The organism is Chryseobacterium sp. MHB01 (assembly GCF_034651565.1).
Taxonomy (GTDB): Bacteria; Bacteroidota; Bacteroidia; order Flavobacteriales; family Weeksellaceae; genus Chryseobacterium; species Chryseobacterium nepalense.
On record NZ_JAYEDA010000005.1, the window covers coordinates 73,381 to 85,722 of the forward strand.

23 protein-coding genes are annotated in these 12,342 nt (G+C 32.9%); 3 read left to right on the forward strand and 20 right to left on the reverse strand.

The genetic code is table 11. From position 1 onward, the window contains the following. Positions 1–8 precede the first annotated feature (8 nt). The 17 genes from U9K52_RS09920 to U9K52_RS10000 form a co-directional block, all read right to left on the reverse strand. Complete coding sequence (locus U9K52_RS09920) at positions 9–236, reverse strand: hypothetical protein (RefSeq protein WP_322926228.1); 228 nt, start codon at positions 234–236, stop codon at positions 9–11. Next, on the reverse strand, positions 233–661 hold the full coding sequence (locus U9K52_RS09925; RefSeq protein ID WP_322926229.1) for a hypothetical protein: 429 nt from the start codon (positions 659–661) through the stop codon (positions 233–235). The genes U9K52_RS09920 and U9K52_RS09925 overlap by 4 nt, the downstream gene beginning before the upstream one ends. Then, positions 651–806, reverse strand: coding sequence for a hypothetical protein (locus U9K52_RS09930; RefSeq protein ID WP_322926230.1), 156 nt, complete (start codon positions 804–806; stop codon positions 651–653). The genes U9K52_RS09925 and U9K52_RS09930 overlap by 11 nt, the downstream gene beginning before the upstream one ends. Positions 807–909: 103 nt before the next feature. Next, entirely contained in the window at positions 910–1,575 is a 666-nt protein-coding gene (locus tag U9K52_RS09935) for an N-6 DNA methylase (protein ID WP_322926232.1), read from the reverse strand. Continuing rightward, positions 1,572–2,147 carry a hypothetical protein gene (locus tag U9K52_RS09940; protein ID WP_322926235.1) on the reverse strand — a complete coding sequence of 192 codons (576 nt, stop codon included), beginning with the start codon at positions 2,145–2,147 and terminating at the stop codon, positions 1,572–1,574. Before U9K52_RS09940 ends, U9K52_RS09935 begins: the two co-directional genes overlap by 4 nt. Further along, positions 2,144–3,064, reverse strand: coding sequence for a site-specific integrase (locus U9K52_RS09945; RefSeq protein ID WP_322926237.1), 921 nt, complete (start codon positions 3,062–3,064; stop codon positions 2,144–2,146). Before U9K52_RS09945 ends, U9K52_RS09940 begins: the two co-directional genes overlap by 4 nt. Further along, a complete protein-coding gene (locus U9K52_RS09950) occupies positions 3,061–3,594 on the reverse strand; it encodes an N-6 DNA methylase (RefSeq protein ID WP_322926239.1) in 534 nt (177 codons plus the stop codon). The genes U9K52_RS09945 and U9K52_RS09950 overlap by 4 nt, the downstream gene beginning before the upstream one ends. Positions 3,595–3,627: 33 nt before the next feature. Beyond that, positions 3,628–4,044, reverse strand: coding sequence for a helix-turn-helix domain-containing protein (locus U9K52_RS09955; protein ID WP_322926242.1), 417 nt, complete (start codon positions 4,042–4,044; stop codon positions 3,628–3,630). A gap of 30 nt (positions 4,045–4,074) precedes the next feature. Next, entirely contained in the window at positions 4,075–4,368 is a 294-nt protein-coding gene (locus U9K52_RS09960) for a hypothetical protein (protein ID WP_322926244.1), read from the reverse strand. 14 nt (positions 4,369–4,382) lie between these two features. Beyond that, the gene (locus U9K52_RS09965; protein WP_322926246.1) at positions 4,383–5,159 is read right to left on the reverse strand and encodes a hypothetical protein; all 777 of its coding nucleotides are present in this window, start codon (positions 5,157–5,159) and stop codon (positions 4,383–4,385) included. Between the two features lie 43 nt (positions 5,160–5,202). Continuing rightward, entirely contained in the window at positions 5,203–5,715 is a 513-nt protein-coding gene (locus U9K52_RS09970; protein ID WP_322926248.1) for a hypothetical protein, read from the reverse strand. 5 nt (positions 5,716–5,720) lie between these two features. Next, a complete protein-coding gene (locus tag U9K52_RS09975; protein WP_322926250.1) occupies positions 5,721–5,990 on the reverse strand; it encodes a hypothetical protein in 270 nt (89 codons plus the stop codon). Between the two features lie 418 nt (positions 5,991–6,408). Continuing rightward, a complete protein-coding gene (locus tag U9K52_RS09980; RefSeq protein WP_322926252.1) occupies positions 6,409–7,536 on the reverse strand; it encodes a hypothetical protein in 1,128 nt (375 codons plus the stop codon). Between the two features lie 2 nt (positions 7,537–7,538). After that, entirely contained in the window at positions 7,539–7,679 is a 141-nt protein-coding gene (locus U9K52_RS09985) for a hypothetical protein (protein WP_322926254.1), read from the reverse strand. Then, a complete protein-coding gene (locus U9K52_RS09990) occupies positions 7,676–7,903 on the reverse strand; it encodes a hypothetical protein (protein ID WP_322926255.1) in 228 nt (75 codons plus the stop codon). The genes U9K52_RS09985 and U9K52_RS09990 overlap by 4 nt, the downstream gene beginning before the upstream one ends. Positions 7,904–8,364: 461 nt before the next feature. Next, positions 8,365–8,736 carry a hypothetical protein gene (locus tag U9K52_RS09995; RefSeq protein ID WP_322926257.1) on the reverse strand — a complete coding sequence of 124 codons (372 nt, stop codon included), beginning with the start codon at positions 8,734–8,736 and terminating at the stop codon, positions 8,365–8,367. 65 nt (positions 8,737–8,801) lie between these two features. Next, positions 8,802–9,062, reverse strand: coding sequence for a hypothetical protein (locus U9K52_RS10000; RefSeq protein ID WP_322926259.1), 261 nt, complete (start codon positions 9,060–9,062; stop codon positions 8,802–8,804). 231 nt (positions 9,063–9,293) lie between these two features. On the opposite strand from U9K52_RS10000, the gene U9K52_RS10005 reads away from it, so the two are divergent. After that, positions 9,294–9,761, forward strand: coding sequence for a hypothetical protein (locus U9K52_RS10005; RefSeq protein WP_322926260.1), 468 nt, complete (start codon positions 9,294–9,296; stop codon positions 9,759–9,761). Here U9K52_RS10005 and U9K52_RS10010 read toward each other — a convergent pair. Together U9K52_RS10010 and U9K52_RS10015 are read right to left on the reverse strand one after the other, a co-directional pair. Continuing rightward, positions 9,754–9,987: a hypothetical protein gene (locus U9K52_RS10010; RefSeq protein WP_322926262.1), complete on the reverse strand. Its 234-nt coding sequence runs from the start codon at positions 9,985–9,987 to the stop codon at positions 9,754–9,756. The two genes, U9K52_RS10005 and U9K52_RS10010, sit on opposite strands and share 8 nt — an antisense overlap. 456 nt (positions 9,988–10,443) lie before the next feature. Further along, positions 10,444–10,737: a hypothetical protein gene (locus U9K52_RS10015; RefSeq protein ID WP_322926263.1), complete on the reverse strand. Its 294-nt coding sequence runs from the start codon at positions 10,735–10,737 to the stop codon at positions 10,444–10,446. A 198-nt stretch (positions 10,738–10,935) separates the two neighbouring features. Here U9K52_RS10015 and U9K52_RS10020 point away from each other — a divergent pair, with 198 nt between their 5' ends. Both U9K52_RS10020 and U9K52_RS10025 read left to right on the forward strand, forming a co-directional pair. Then, positions 10,936–11,469 carry a hypothetical protein gene (locus U9K52_RS10020; RefSeq protein ID WP_322926265.1) on the forward strand — a complete coding sequence of 178 codons (534 nt, stop codon included), beginning with the start codon at positions 10,936–10,938 and terminating at the stop codon, positions 11,467–11,469. Between the two features lie 9 nt (positions 11,470–11,478). Beyond that, positions 11,479–12,021, forward strand: coding sequence for a DUF4468 domain-containing protein (locus U9K52_RS10025; RefSeq protein ID WP_322926267.1), 543 nt, complete (start codon positions 11,479–11,481; stop codon positions 12,019–12,021). A gap of 9 nt (positions 12,022–12,030) precedes the next feature. On the opposite strand, the gene U9K52_RS10030 is transcribed toward U9K52_RS10025, so the two are convergent. Continuing rightward, positions 12,031–12,324, reverse strand: coding sequence for a DUF3853 family protein (locus U9K52_RS10030; protein WP_322926270.1), 294 nt, complete (start codon positions 12,322–12,324; stop codon positions 12,031–12,033). Between the last annotated feature and the right edge of the window lie 18 nt (positions 12,325–12,342).

Below are 12,342 nucleotides of genomic sequence, written 5' to 3' on the forward strand. Positions count from 1 at the left end.
GGGGAGATTTATTCAGAAAACGCTTCAGTTTGTATTTTGTAACCGTATAGCGTTGACAATTGCAGTAGCAAAGGGTCTACATCTTCTGTTTCAATCGGAATTAAAATAGTTCTCGATCTAGCATTGATTTTACAATTCACCTCTTTGCTCCTTATTTTTTTATGGAGCTTATATCGTTCAGCGTTGTCGTTTGAGGTAAATCCTCTGACTCTTGGGTTTGCTGTAAATGCTTTCATGATATTTTGTATTTGAATTCAAGGAATTCCAAAGTATTTTCAATTTCAGAAATGTTTCCACGATCTATGATTGTTACGAATCTGCTTACAAAATCTTCGTTCATGATATTTTCATTTTCCAGTTCTACGCTTTCCGGAAGAATTCCTCTGTATTCGGCGGCCTCCAAAATATCATCATCATCAAAGTCGCTAATATCTTTTCTTTCATCTTCATCAATTAAATCATATTCATCTTTTGCGTATTCTTCAATATCTAATTGAAAGTATGTAAGAATATTCTTTTCCCAGTTGGTGTACTGATTGAAGAATTGATGCTTTACCCAGTTTTCAGACTGTCCTGTTTTCCGGAAATGTTCTATGCTTTGTTCTTTATATTCTATTGTTTTGCCATCTTCCAGAACAACTTTTACAATTTTATTTTCCATTTATATTGACGTTTTTAAGAATTAGTTTAGATTCAATAACAGCATCTTTAAAGTCTTTGGACTGCAGCCTTTTAATATCTTTATTGTTCCAGACAATAAAGCCCGCATTGTCCTTTCCTAGGTGGTAGCCGTTATTTAAATCCATTTTTACTTTATTTTGATTACTACTTGATCTATTGCTAAGTCTTTTACTTTCATTATCGTTGGTATTAAATAACATTTTTTGTAAATTTGCTTAGAGTCAAAACTTAAATGACTAGACCGAGTTCTTTCAAATACACTTCAATTTCTGAATCAAGGTCAGAACGTTTAGTTTCTAATTCTTTGATTTCAGCCATTACAACCTGAATATTAATATCTTCTTCCTTTTGGAAGGTGTCCACATATCGTGGAATATTCAGGTTGTATTCATTATCTGCTACTTCCTGCAATGTCGCTTTGTGGCTGAATCTTTCAGTTACCGTACGGTTTTGGTAAGTATCAACAATTTTATTGATATGAGTATTGAGCAACACATTTTGATTTTTCTGTTTTTCAAACTCTTTGCTGGCATCTACGAATAAAATATCTTCATCTGCTTCACGACATTTTTTAAAGACTAAAATACAGGTCGGAATACTGGTTCCGAAGAAAATATTGGCAGGTAAACCGATCACAGCATCCAAATAATTTTTATCCTTAATCAGATATTTTCTAATCACCAATTCGGCGGCACCACGGAACAGAACGCCGTGTGGCATTACGACAGCCATAATTCCGTTTTCATCCAAATGATGAATCATATCTTGAATAAAAGCGTAATCGGCTTTACTTTTGGGTGCTTGTTTTCCATAGTCTGAGAATCTCTCATCATCCTTAAATAACTCCGGATTCCATGATGCTGAAAAAGGAGGATTTGCTATAACTGTTTTCATTTTTTTGTTTTTAAATAATATTCTCGACTTTTCAATTTTATTTTTTCTTTGTTTTCGCTCTTGTACTTTTTGATATAAGATGATAAGTGATCCTTATTTTCTGTTCTATAAATTTTCATGTAATTAGAAATATGTTCTTTGTTTTCAAGTCTCCATTGCTTTACTTTCAGTTGATATTTATCTTTGTTTTTAGCTTTGGATTTTCTGTTTATCTCGCGGGTTTTATCTTTTCTTCCGTCTCTATAACATTTATCGCAAAGTCGCCAGCTCAATCGGAAAAGACTCTTTGGCTGATCGCATCCGCATTTTTCACATCTCCACAAATCTTCGGTTTTGTGAATGACCTTATGATTTATATCTTCGATGTCAACATATTCAATACGAAGATCCTTAATAATCTGGAAGTAATATTTTTGAACTAAATGCTTCCAATTATCTGCAGAAAATTTTTCATCAACAATAAGATTGTGTACAATTTCAATTGCCTCTATTTTATCGCTAGATCCGGCCTTGTTATGAATAAATGCTTTTGTGTAAGCTATTATTTCATTGTAAATAGAATCAGAAATCATAGTTTTTTAAATACGTTATTAATAACAGTACGTTTCTGTTCATCAGTGGGATGCACATAAAGGTTTAGAGTGGTGCTAATGTTGGAATGACCAAGTAAAACACTAACTGTTTTATAATCCGCATTACCTTCAATACATCTTGTGGCAAAACTGTGTCTTAAACCGTGGAATTTTATTGCGGGAAGATTAAGTTTTTGCATGAAATTTTTATAGTAGCTTCTGTAAGACCTCGGCTCTGTTGGCTTTTCATCATTTGTTAAAACATAAAATTCAGGATTCATTAACTTTTTCATCGGTTTAAGAATAGTGTACAAGTCTTTTGTCATTGGTATTTCGCGGCAAGAGTTTTTAGTTTTTGGTGTATCAATTAAAACTTCTGTTTTTCTTGTGTTGTTCTCTCTATCAATCACATATATGCGCTGTATTGTTTTGCGAATAATAATAACTTGGTTTTCAGTATCAATATCCTCCCATGTCAATGAACATACTTCTCCAATACGCATTCCGGTTGAAAGAGATATAAAGATTCCTATATTTCGGAAAGTAAAATGTTCCTTTATATAATCCATTATTTTTTTTTGATCTTGACGACTAAGAACTTCCATTTTTTCAGTTATACGCTGGGTAGGATATTGAATATTCCAATCGGTACTAACTTTCATGAGATTGTACTTCACTCCGAATCTTAGTATCATTTTAAAAACAATCAATATGTCTTTTATACTCTTTTGACTTAATCCTTGCTCAAGTTTTTTATGTGTAAATTCTTGAACTTCAAGTTCAGATACATTAATATGATTTTTAAACTCACTTTTAATATGGTTTTCATAAAGTAAAACATATGCTGAAAATGTTGATTTTTTAACATATCTTTCTTTATGTTTGCACCATTCTAAAAAAACTTTATCTATATTCATAATTTATTTATTTTTGAAAATTTTATATCACTTGTAAGCAGGTATGTTGCTCTTATTTCTTTTGATAAAACATTTCCGTGGAAAACATTTCCTTGTATATTCCGTATTGATAGGTTTAATAACAATATCGGTAACGATCTATTGGAGAGATCCCAACACTCGATAGGATAGTCTGAAGTATTGAAGTTTACTGAATTGTTTTTCCTATACCACCAATTTGCGATAAGTAAAGAACCATTTCCAGCAGTCGGTTCATAAATTCTTCCTGGTTCACAACCTGTTATTTGAGACAGTAATACTCCAACCGAGTTCGGTGTAAAATCTTGTTTGTCTTGTTTTCTCTGCGCGAAGTCATCTTCATACAACTCTTGAAACCAGTCGTAGGATAAATCATTATTGTTAGCATCAAGCAATTGCTTATAAATGTCATTTCTTTGGTCAAAATCCTCTTCTAATAGCATTGAAATAGCAGAAGGTAATTCAAGTATATCCTCAATTTTAAAAATTGATAAAACTGTATTTTTTGTCATTTTAATTTTTGTTTCTTGTATTCTTGAATCTTTCTAATCGATGTTTATAGCTTTTGCTCGTAAAATTGATTTTAGTCGAACGACTTCGGATTCCCGGAGGTAAAGTTTGCCGTTGATTTTTACACCTTGAATTTTACCTTTTTGCACATATCCGGAAATAGTGCTTTTTTGAACTCCTACTTTTGCAGATACTTCGCTTACATGAATAAGATCAGGATCTATTTCAACACGGGTTACAGGCGTGTGAGTTTTTGAAAAGTGACATTCTGATGAAGGAATTCTGCAAACAGGTCTTTTCAAGGATTTAGCATATTCCAGAACTGCTTCAGCTTCGATAAGATTGGCTTTCCTGTAAAGTCTGCTGTTGGGGATTAAAGCCTGCGGAAGTAAGTTTGCTTTGATTTGTTCGATTTGTGTTTTTACATGCTGTGGAAGGTTGTGATTTTTCATTTTGTATTGCTTTTGATTTCTGATGATAATTTAGAAAGGAAGATCGTCGTCGTCGTTGAAGTCTTCAGATGAACCTTCTTTGAGTTCTTTTTTGACATATTTTCGTAGGTTTCCAACGTAATCCGCTTTCTCTTCTTTAAATTCATCTTTAAGCTGAACCTGAATTGAAGCGTCGTTATCATATTTGTCCGGTTCGTCGTTCACCCAAACATTGATATTAATTAATCGAACACCGGATTCAGTTTTGAAAACTTTTACTCTACCGGATTTAACAGCTTTTAATAATGCATCGTAGTTTAAACTACCGTATAATAATTGGCTCATAATATTTATTGTTTTTAAATTAATTGTAAGTGTTGTGCTAATGTTGTATTAAGTGAATTCAGATAATCCCTGGCTAAAACAATCATGTCTTTGATTTGCTGAATTCTTTTTTCGTTCCGGTAAATAATAAACTCTTTAATCCTTGCTTCTTTTGGAATATCAGCGTAGGTCATATTTTTTGTTATCTCTTGATCGAGTTCTTCAGGAAGTCCATCTATAAAACCGAGTTTCCATGCAATCCTTCTTTTTTCGTCAATGATTAAGTCGTCAGGTGTATCAACAAGTCCGTAAACTAATTTGGCTTTTTTGATATGTGGTCTTAAATCCATGTAAGCCTGTAACTGATCTTCGTAATCTTCGTTTGGAACTTCATCATCAAACAGCGGAAAAGTGGAGTAGTCCCAAGAACTCTTAAAATCAATAATTTCATCGTCTTCTTCAATATCCATTTCTCCGGAAAACCATTCATTTTCATATCGGACCTCATTTTTTATAAGGAAAGTTCCTTTTACTTCGTTGTATTGATTAATGTTTTCATCTTCAACTGAAATTCCCTTTGATAAATATTTGCTCTGAATTTCTTTAGTCCTGTTGAAAACATGCTCTTTGAAAATAGTTGTCAGGTAGGTCTTTGCGCCATCAGACAGAACCGGCTTTGCATCTCTTTTTTTTATAAGATCGCCTAGAGTTACAGTTTGCTTATCGGTTATTATACCCAATCTTCTTTTTTCCAGCAATGCAGTTAATGTTTCCTGTTGATTTGGCGTTAAAGGTTTTGGTAAGCCTTTCATTATTTTTCCAATTGCATGCGGGCGAAATTTGTAATTTGAGAAATCATGCACTCTTAACATTTTCTAGCTCTTTTTTCTTTTCGGTTACTAATACTTTATATTTCTGCTGTTGTTCCTTTGACATTTTTGAAAATAAGGCTCCGAGTTCGGAAACTTCTTTACATGCATTTATTTCGTCTGTAAGATCCTTATCGATGATAGGCTGCTTTTTTACGATTCTAACACCTCCTACAACATCGCCCTTCATTTTAACTGTGCTATCGATGTATAATTCAATGAGAAGTCCTTTCCAATCTTCAACGAATGATGATCCGGAGAATGTTTTTAGAACAGCTGCGTTAGTAGCATTTAATACTAATGGCTTGATGTTTTCTTCAAAATATGCTATATTGAAATTTCCCTTTTTTCCTGCTACCGTTACCCCCAACTCCTGTTTAACTTCTCGTATTTTGAAAACAAGCCTTCTTCCTTCTTCCAGATAGTCTTCCAAGTCGGCCACTCCGAGGTGATCGGATTTGTAAACTTTTCTGAAATGAGTTTTAGATTGTTTTTCCATTTTTTTTAACTATTGATTTTGATGTAAACCGCGAATGAACTTCGCTTAATTTTCTTATTTGAAATTTGTCTTATTTTGTGATTTGCTTTAAGCTCCGAAAAACGTCCTGAGATAGTATGAATCGGAACTCCAAGTTCTTCAGCGATTTCCGCTGTGCATTTAAGTCCGTCGATTTTGTCTAAAACCTTTACTCTCATACTCTCTATTGTGCCGGCAATGTTTTGGAAGGCTTGCCGGGAATTGGCGTTGTTCCGGCCGCGTGATAAATCGTTCATATTGGAAAGTTTTCGGTTAAGGAGTTCCAGTATTCATATTTGTCCTCAAATTCACTGCATTTATCAGGCATATATTCCATTTCATTATCGTAGCGCTTGTCTAATCCTTTTCTTTGAGCAGAAAGAGTCCAAAAATTCAATACCTTTAAGGAACAATGAAAGCATTTACTCATTCTGTAATCATCTTTATAGTGTTCACCTCCATCTACGAAAACTTCAACATCAACACTGTCAAAATGCTTACAATCATAACAAGGTTTCTTGTTTTTAGGATTCTTGGAGCAGAATTCCTCGTGTCGGTTAGCGAATCCTCGGTGTAAATAATGCTTATTGCAATACTCACAATAGAATACAGTTTTTACACTTTGTTTCATGATTATTGATTTTTAAATTCTTTTATAAATTCGTTAAGCATTTTTTACATTGATTCAATTTCAGATAGAGCCCATTTCTTAAATGCTTCAAACTTCGCTTTGATTAAATCGGCTTTTTCGTTTTCTATGTTTGCAGTAGGTAATTCAAAAGATGAAACCCAAACGTTAAGCTGTTTTTTAATTGGTGCTTTTGCGAGTTTATCAGCTTCAACTTTCTTTCTTTTTTCTTCGGCAATTCTTTCCTGCTCAGCTTTCGCTTCTGCATCTTTTTTTGCTTGTAATTCAGCTTCAACTTTGGCTTTTGCCTGTTGTTCAGCTTTAAGTTTTGCGTCCTGTTCTGCTCTCTCTTTAGCAGCCTTCGCTTCAGCCTCTGCTTTTTCTTTCGCCGCTTTTTCTTCCAAAGCTTTCTTTTCGGAGGCAAGGCGTTCGTTTTCTTTTCGAATCTCCTCCTGCTTGGCCTCGTATTGGGATTTCTTCTTGATTGAATCTTGTAGTAGATCTTCAAAAGCTTGTTCACTTAAAACGGAAAGATCATACACAGCGCTTTTATCTTCCGTGTATTCCCAATAAGGCAAGATCTTTTCTCTTCTTTCTCTATGAAGAGATTCTAATCTTTGTTTTTCAATCCTTTCCGCTTCTGCTTTTCGTTCCTCTTCTTGCTGTTGCTCGAATTGAAGTTTTGCACCGTTAAGGACTTTTGAATATTCTTCATCCGAAAGGTCACCAAAGTTTAAACCCATTGGTACAAATGCATTGTAAGGCTCTAATTCGGAAATACGCTCAGCATTTAATTTCGCTTTACGCTCTTTTTCTTTGTTTTCGAAATACTTTTCGATGTTTTCCAGATTTTCTTCCATTCTCTGGTTAACTGCTACTTCCTGTCTTTTGATTGCATCAACGAACTGACCACCTTTCAAGAAAAAGTCTTTTGTTGTTTTATGCCAAGTATCAATACCTTTTGTACGGTTATCTCTGATACTAAGCCTTAATTCTCTGGCTCTTTTCGATGTTTCAGGTGCTTCAATATCAAGTAAAACAACTTCATTATATTGTTGTGAAAGAATATCTCTTTCTGCTTTAATCTGAGGAAGATTCCCGACTAATTCGTTTGCTTGTTTTTCTTCGATACCGTATTCGGTTGGATTGATTTTGATAATTTCTAATGTATTCATGATTATTGATTTTTAAATTCTTTAATAAATTCGTTAAGGGCTACTATTTCCATTTCGGAAAGTTTATCGTGTCCGAGTCGTTTGTGATTTACATACCAGATCCCGGAATGATTTTCTATTTTTATTGTCACTGAATGTGTCATAATACTGATTGAAGGGTTTGAATAAATTGTAATAGCTGATTTTCGTTAAATACCTTTAGCGGTCTTTCCGGTCCTGATCCTCCAACCTGCATACTCACCTGATCTGGATAAACATATATTGTAGTCTGTGGCTCCGAGCTGTTCAATACACTTTCAAAATAGGTCTCGTCACTCTGTTTTTTCTGGAAGCCGTTTTCCGTGAGAAATTGTTCTGAGATATTCATAGCTTACTGTGTTGAGTTTTTAGAAATATTTCTCGCTGGGTCTTCAAAGAGTCTTTCCTGTTTTCGATAACCCACATTTTCCAGGATCTTAATTTGTGCAGCTTATTCATGATTAGGTTCTTTAAATAGGTTAAGAAATTCTCTGCGGTTTGCCAGTAAGAAAATAGAAACTATATAAACCGCTATTGGTGCGATAAAAACCGTTAAATCCGGATTTCCTGAAACTATAAGCACATACACTGTGTTTATAAGTAAAATAAAGATTAAGAGATTTTTCATTTTGATGTTTTGTTTATGGTTGAACTATTTGGTGTCGAGCCAATCTTTGTATTTTTTAACCCGCTCCCTGCTGGTTTGCTTTCTGTTCTCAATGCCTGCAAGCTTTTGTTTACATAATTTGGCAGCGAGGGAGTCGGGTAGTAGGTTCAATAATGCTTTGGCTGCTATATAATTTGGATCATTCATGACGCGTGTTTTAGTAAGTTTGATCTTTTGCAATTGTCAATTCTTTCTTTTATCTTCAGTCTTAGATCAGGAATCTTGTCAATCAAAGAAGCTTTACTTCCTTTTCTGAATGTTTTAAATTCAATTGCGATAAGTCTTTTAATTATTTTGTAACTAGGGGAGGACTTCAACACCACACCTCTGTATTTGTCTTCAATGGAAATTAAGTACTGCCCAGATTTGATCTGAATGAAAACACCGTCTTCCAACAAAAAATGCCCTTTCAAAATAGTTTTCTTCATCCCCCAGAAATATGTTCTGTTAAGAGAAACCCTTATAATTTTTCGTCCCCAGATTGTTTGTGCGTTATTTTTATTTAAATTTGCCATGTTAACCTTGTTATTATGTTAATACCCCGCAGTTATTCGGTTGCCTCCGGATAGCTGCTTTATTTTTAGCACTTAACTGCTTGAGTTTTTGTTTTTGATTTCTGGAAAATTTTAGAATCCGGCCAACCCGTATGTTTCTTAATTACATTAATCACGAAATAGTTTAGAACTTTATCTGATTCACGGTATGCCCAGTTGTAAACTGCAGTCTCACGATTATCAGTTTCATCAGCTATCTTCTTTCTTAAATCGTAATCGCTAAGAATCTTCTGGAAAACTTCAGGGCGAATTTTGCGCGGTTTTACTATATTTGTTTGATTTTTCATAACGTTTAATCATTTTGATATAGCAAAGTTAGAAATATTCTCTGTAAAACAAAATTATTTACAGACTTTTTTTCGGTATAATTAGAAATAAAATCTAACTATCTGAAAATCAGTGTAATTATTTTACGTCTATAATTAAAAGATAATTAATCGTAATTAAAACCGTATTATCACGGTTTTTTAGAGGAAAGTATTTTGGTTTATTTGCAATTCAATACACAACCGCCTAAAATGAATTTAGAAAATACAGAGAAGTTATCGGTAAAGGAAAGACTGATGATTTTTATTAATGCTGAGAACTTATCTCAGAGTAAATTTGAAAAAATGACAAATTTGTCTAATGGATATGTAAATAATATTAGAAATTCAATAAGTGATAAAATATTTGATGGTAGAATACATCCTGTTTTTCCAAAATTAAATAAAATTTGGTTGCTTCATGGCGAAGGCGAAATGATTGTGGGTAATAATGATGAGCAAAAGAATGAAGATGATAATAATGCTTCAATTATTAAAAACAAACCTCATGATGAACAGATGGAAATTCTTCTAAATAAGATTGAGAACCTGGAACAGAAAATTGAAATTTATCAAGAGAGGGATGCTCTTTATCTAAAATCAATCATCGCATTCTTTGAGATTGACAAAGTGAAACCTGAAATAAAAGAAATTGATAATAAAAAAAGCAGCACTAATTAGATGCTGCTTTTAAAATTTGAATGCTCAATCTAAACTTGGGCAAGCTGAATTCATCAATAAGGAAATCCCTTACAATCTTTCTCTGATCTTCGTTCAGGATCTTATCAAGCATATCAACAAACAGGAGGTTGTTGCCAGCATATTCGATATTTGTTATTGATTTTTTTTGATAGAAATATTCATTCCTTTCAATTAATCTTTTGATGTTTTGGTAATCTTTCTTCATTTGTTTCCGCCTTAATATTTTCCAGTAATAGCTTCAACGGATCTTCTCACTAAAAGATCACGGTCTTTTTGCATTTTAAGATTAATACTCAAAGCATATATAATGGTAGTTACTATAATTACTGAAATGCTTATATATAAGAAGAACCAAAAATCCTCATTTGGTCTTACTCCAAATAAATAATACACGTAAAAAGCTGATGAGTAAATAGAAGTAAAAAGGGGAAAGATATACGACACAATATAAGGCCGCATAAAATGTATTACTATAAGAAAAGAAGCTTGAATGCACATGCTTAAACACCATATTACAGTTGAAGCATAAGAATCCGCTACATTAATATAAGTTTGTTTTAGTTGGGGAAATATCCATTCAAGAATATTATTAGAAAATGGAAATAAAGAAACCAACAGCACAAGGATTGTTCCCAGTGCTGATATTGGTCTGTATTTTAATTTAAGGTTTTGGAGGTTTAACATCTCCTGGATGAACGATTTCTGGGTCATTTGGGTTCGTTGGGTTTGTTGGTTCTGGATCAATCCCCGTACCCGGATCTAAGATAATAGTTTGATGATTGGGCGCATCAATCGTATCTCCGATTTTCGAGGTTTCACCTTTGTTGCTATTAGTTTTTAGTTTTAAGTCCACTTTTTGTGATACTTGATTTTTTACTTCTTCATCTCTTTCGGACGAACAAGAATAAATAATTGCTGCAGCTATAGCTGTCAATAATAAAATTTTCGCTTTCATAATGAATAGGTTTTAAATTCATTGTAAAAATAGTATTTTATTATTATCGATAGTTTTATGCAACAATAATTCTGTTTCAAATATAAAAAAATAAATTATTCTGGAAAGAGATATTTCAAAATATGGTATATTTTTATTATACGGGAATCCGTAATAATGAACTGGAGAAATTTGTAAATTGCCGGAAAATTAATATTTATGAAAATATTTCTTATCACAACGATATGTTTTGCAGCTATGTTATCTGGGCAGACTTTTCAAGATATACAAAACTATGCTTCATTTATAGGAAAAAGTCCCGATCTAATGGAAAAATTTATGGATAAATCACCATTATATAAAGAATCTAAATTTGGAATTGAAAACAGGGTGTATGAATTTACAGACTACTCGCTAAATATTGAAACTGAGGTTGACAGTAATAAGATAACTGAAATCGATATGATGTTACTTAACGGTGAAAAATCTAGTGAGATATGGTATTCAATAAGCTCACAAATGTATAAGAGTAGAAAGTATGATTATGTTGAAGGCTATTATCGTGATTTGAATAAACTTATTTCAGAAAATACTGTGACATATCCAGATCTTTTACAAAAATTGAGAGATACGAACGATCTCGAAAATATTGCATACCAATCTATATTTAAGGACGAAAAACAAATTTTCTATAAAACTTTCGTTGTAAGCAAACTACTAAATATAACAATTTCAAATAAACTAAACGACTAAATTTTAAAAATGAAAAAATTACTGATATTTTTATCTTTGTTATTTTCAATCTTTTTACTTTCTCAAGAATTTAAATTTGAAGAAGTTGTCAGGGTTGATTCAACAGTAACTAAAAACGAATTGTTTAATCGTGCGAGGTCTTGGATAGGCAAAACATATAATGATGAAAAATACGTTATTGCAACTGAAGATCGAGCTACAGGAGAACTTTCAGGTAATGGTTCAATGAATTACAATACAAAAAGGTTGTATTTTGGTGTAGGGGCTGTTATTGGTGATGTTTATTACAAGATAAACATTTATGTTAAAGATGGAAGGTATAAATATGTATTTCACTCGTTCAGGCACACAGGAAGTTATGTAGGAGGTAGCGCACCGATTAGCTACGGATTACTAACTGAAGATACAGAAGCACCCAAGCCGAGCAGGGGAGGTGCAAATAACAAAGCGTGGAATGATATAAAAGAACAAACACGCATAAAAATTAAAAGAACTATCGAAGATCTTAAATCCTCCATGTCCACCAAATACGAAGGAAGCGGGGAGTGGTAGGAAGAAAAACTATTTCAGTTTTTTTTCATTTAAAAGTTTCAGCGCCAATTCCGCATCAACTATAATCTTTCGTCCATTTTGAATAATTGCTTTATCCAGAATTCCCGAATTTTTAATTTGTTGTGCTTTTGTTTTTCCAACCCCTAGCAATTTAGCCAAACCGCTTAAACCATAAACGTATTTACCTGTTGTAAAATCTTTCACCTCCAATTGCTCCTGTTTTGGAATTATGTACGAGAAAAGTTCGATGATTTCTTCTCCAGTCATTTGAAAGAAGTATTTTTTTAATAATTCTTGATTCATAGATAATTATTGACTAAA

What these genes read in the sequence shown, in the direction of transcription:
- U9K52_RS09920 (WP_322926228.1), bottom strand. Translation starts at nt 236, where the DNA reads ATGAAAGCATTTACAGCAAACCCAAGAGTCAGAGGATTTACCTCAAAC.
- U9K52_RS09925 (WP_322926229.1), bottom strand. Translation starts at nt 661, where the DNA reads ATGGAAAATAAAATTGTAAAAGTTGTTCTGGAAGATGGCAAAACAATA.
- U9K52_RS09930 (WP_322926230.1), bottom strand. Translation starts at nt 806, where the DNA reads ATGGATTTAAATAACGGCTACCACCTAGGAAAGGACAATGCGGGCTTT.
- U9K52_RS09935 (WP_322926232.1), bottom strand. Translation starts at nt 1,575, where the DNA reads ATGAAAACAGTTATAGCAAATCCTCCTTTTTCAGCATCATGGAATCCG.
- U9K52_RS09940 (WP_322926235.1), bottom strand. Translation starts at nt 2,147, where the DNA reads ATGATTTCTGATTCTATTTACAATGAAATAATAGCTTACACAAAAGCA.
- U9K52_RS09945 (WP_322926237.1), bottom strand. Translation starts at nt 3,064, where the DNA reads ATGAATATAGATAAAGTTTTTTTAGAATGGTGCAAACATAAAGAAAGA.
- U9K52_RS09950 (WP_322926239.1), bottom strand. Translation starts at nt 3,594, where the DNA reads ATGACAAAAAATACAGTTTTATCAATTTTTAAAATTGAGGATATACTT.
- U9K52_RS09955 (WP_322926242.1), bottom strand. Translation starts at nt 4,044, where the DNA reads ATGAAAAATCACAACCTTCCACAGCATGTAAAAACACAAATCGAACAA.
- U9K52_RS09960 (WP_322926244.1), bottom strand. Translation starts at nt 4,368, where the DNA reads ATGAGCCAATTATTATACGGTAGTTTAAACTACGATGCATTATTAAAA.
- U9K52_RS09965 (WP_322926246.1), bottom strand. Translation starts at nt 5,159, where the DNA reads ATGAAAGGCTTACCAAAACCTTTAACGCCAAATCAACAGGAAACATTA.
- U9K52_RS09970 (WP_322926248.1), bottom strand. Translation starts at nt 5,715, where the DNA reads ATGGAAAAACAATCTAAAACTCATTTCAGAAAAGTTTACAAATCCGAT.
- U9K52_RS09975 (WP_322926250.1), bottom strand. Translation starts at nt 5,990, where the DNA reads ATGAACGATTTATCACGCGGCCGGAACAACGCCAATTCCCGGCAAGCC.
- U9K52_RS09980 (WP_322926252.1), bottom strand. Translation starts at nt 7,536, where the DNA reads ATGAATACATTAGAAATTATCAAAATCAATCCAACCGAATACGGTATC.
- U9K52_RS09985 (WP_322926254.1), bottom strand. Translation starts at nt 7,679, where the DNA reads ATGACACATTCAGTGACAATAAAAATAGAAAATCATTCCGGGATCTGG.
- U9K52_RS09990 (WP_322926255.1), bottom strand. Translation starts at nt 7,903, where the DNA reads ATGAATATCTCAGAACAATTTCTCACGGAAAACGGCTTCCAGAAAAAA.
- U9K52_RS09995 (WP_322926257.1), bottom strand. Translation starts at nt 8,736, where the DNA reads ATGGCAAATTTAAATAAAAATAACGCACAAACAATCTGGGGACGAAAA.
- U9K52_RS10000 (WP_322926259.1), bottom strand. Translation starts at nt 9,062, where the DNA reads ATGAAAAATCAAACAAATATAGTAAAACCGCGCAAAATTCGCCCTGAA.
- U9K52_RS10005 (WP_322926260.1), top strand. Translation starts at nt 9,294, where the DNA reads ATGAATTTAGAAAATACAGAGAAGTTATCGGTAAAGGAAAGACTGATG.
- U9K52_RS10010 (WP_322926262.1), bottom strand. Translation starts at nt 9,987, where the DNA reads ATGAAGAAAGATTACCAAAACATCAAAAGATTAATTGAAAGGAATGAA.
- U9K52_RS10015 (WP_322926263.1), bottom strand. Translation starts at nt 10,737, where the DNA reads ATGAAAGCGAAAATTTTATTATTGACAGCTATAGCTGCAGCAATTATT.
- U9K52_RS10020 (WP_322926265.1), top strand. Translation starts at nt 10,936, where the DNA reads ATGAAAATATTTCTTATCACAACGATATGTTTTGCAGCTATGTTATCT.
- U9K52_RS10025 (WP_322926267.1), top strand. Translation starts at nt 11,479, where the DNA reads ATGAAAAAATTACTGATATTTTTATCTTTGTTATTTTCAATCTTTTTA.
- U9K52_RS10030 (WP_322926270.1), bottom strand. Translation starts at nt 12,324, where the DNA reads ATGAATCAAGAATTATTAAAAAAATACTTCTTTCAAATGACTGGAGAA.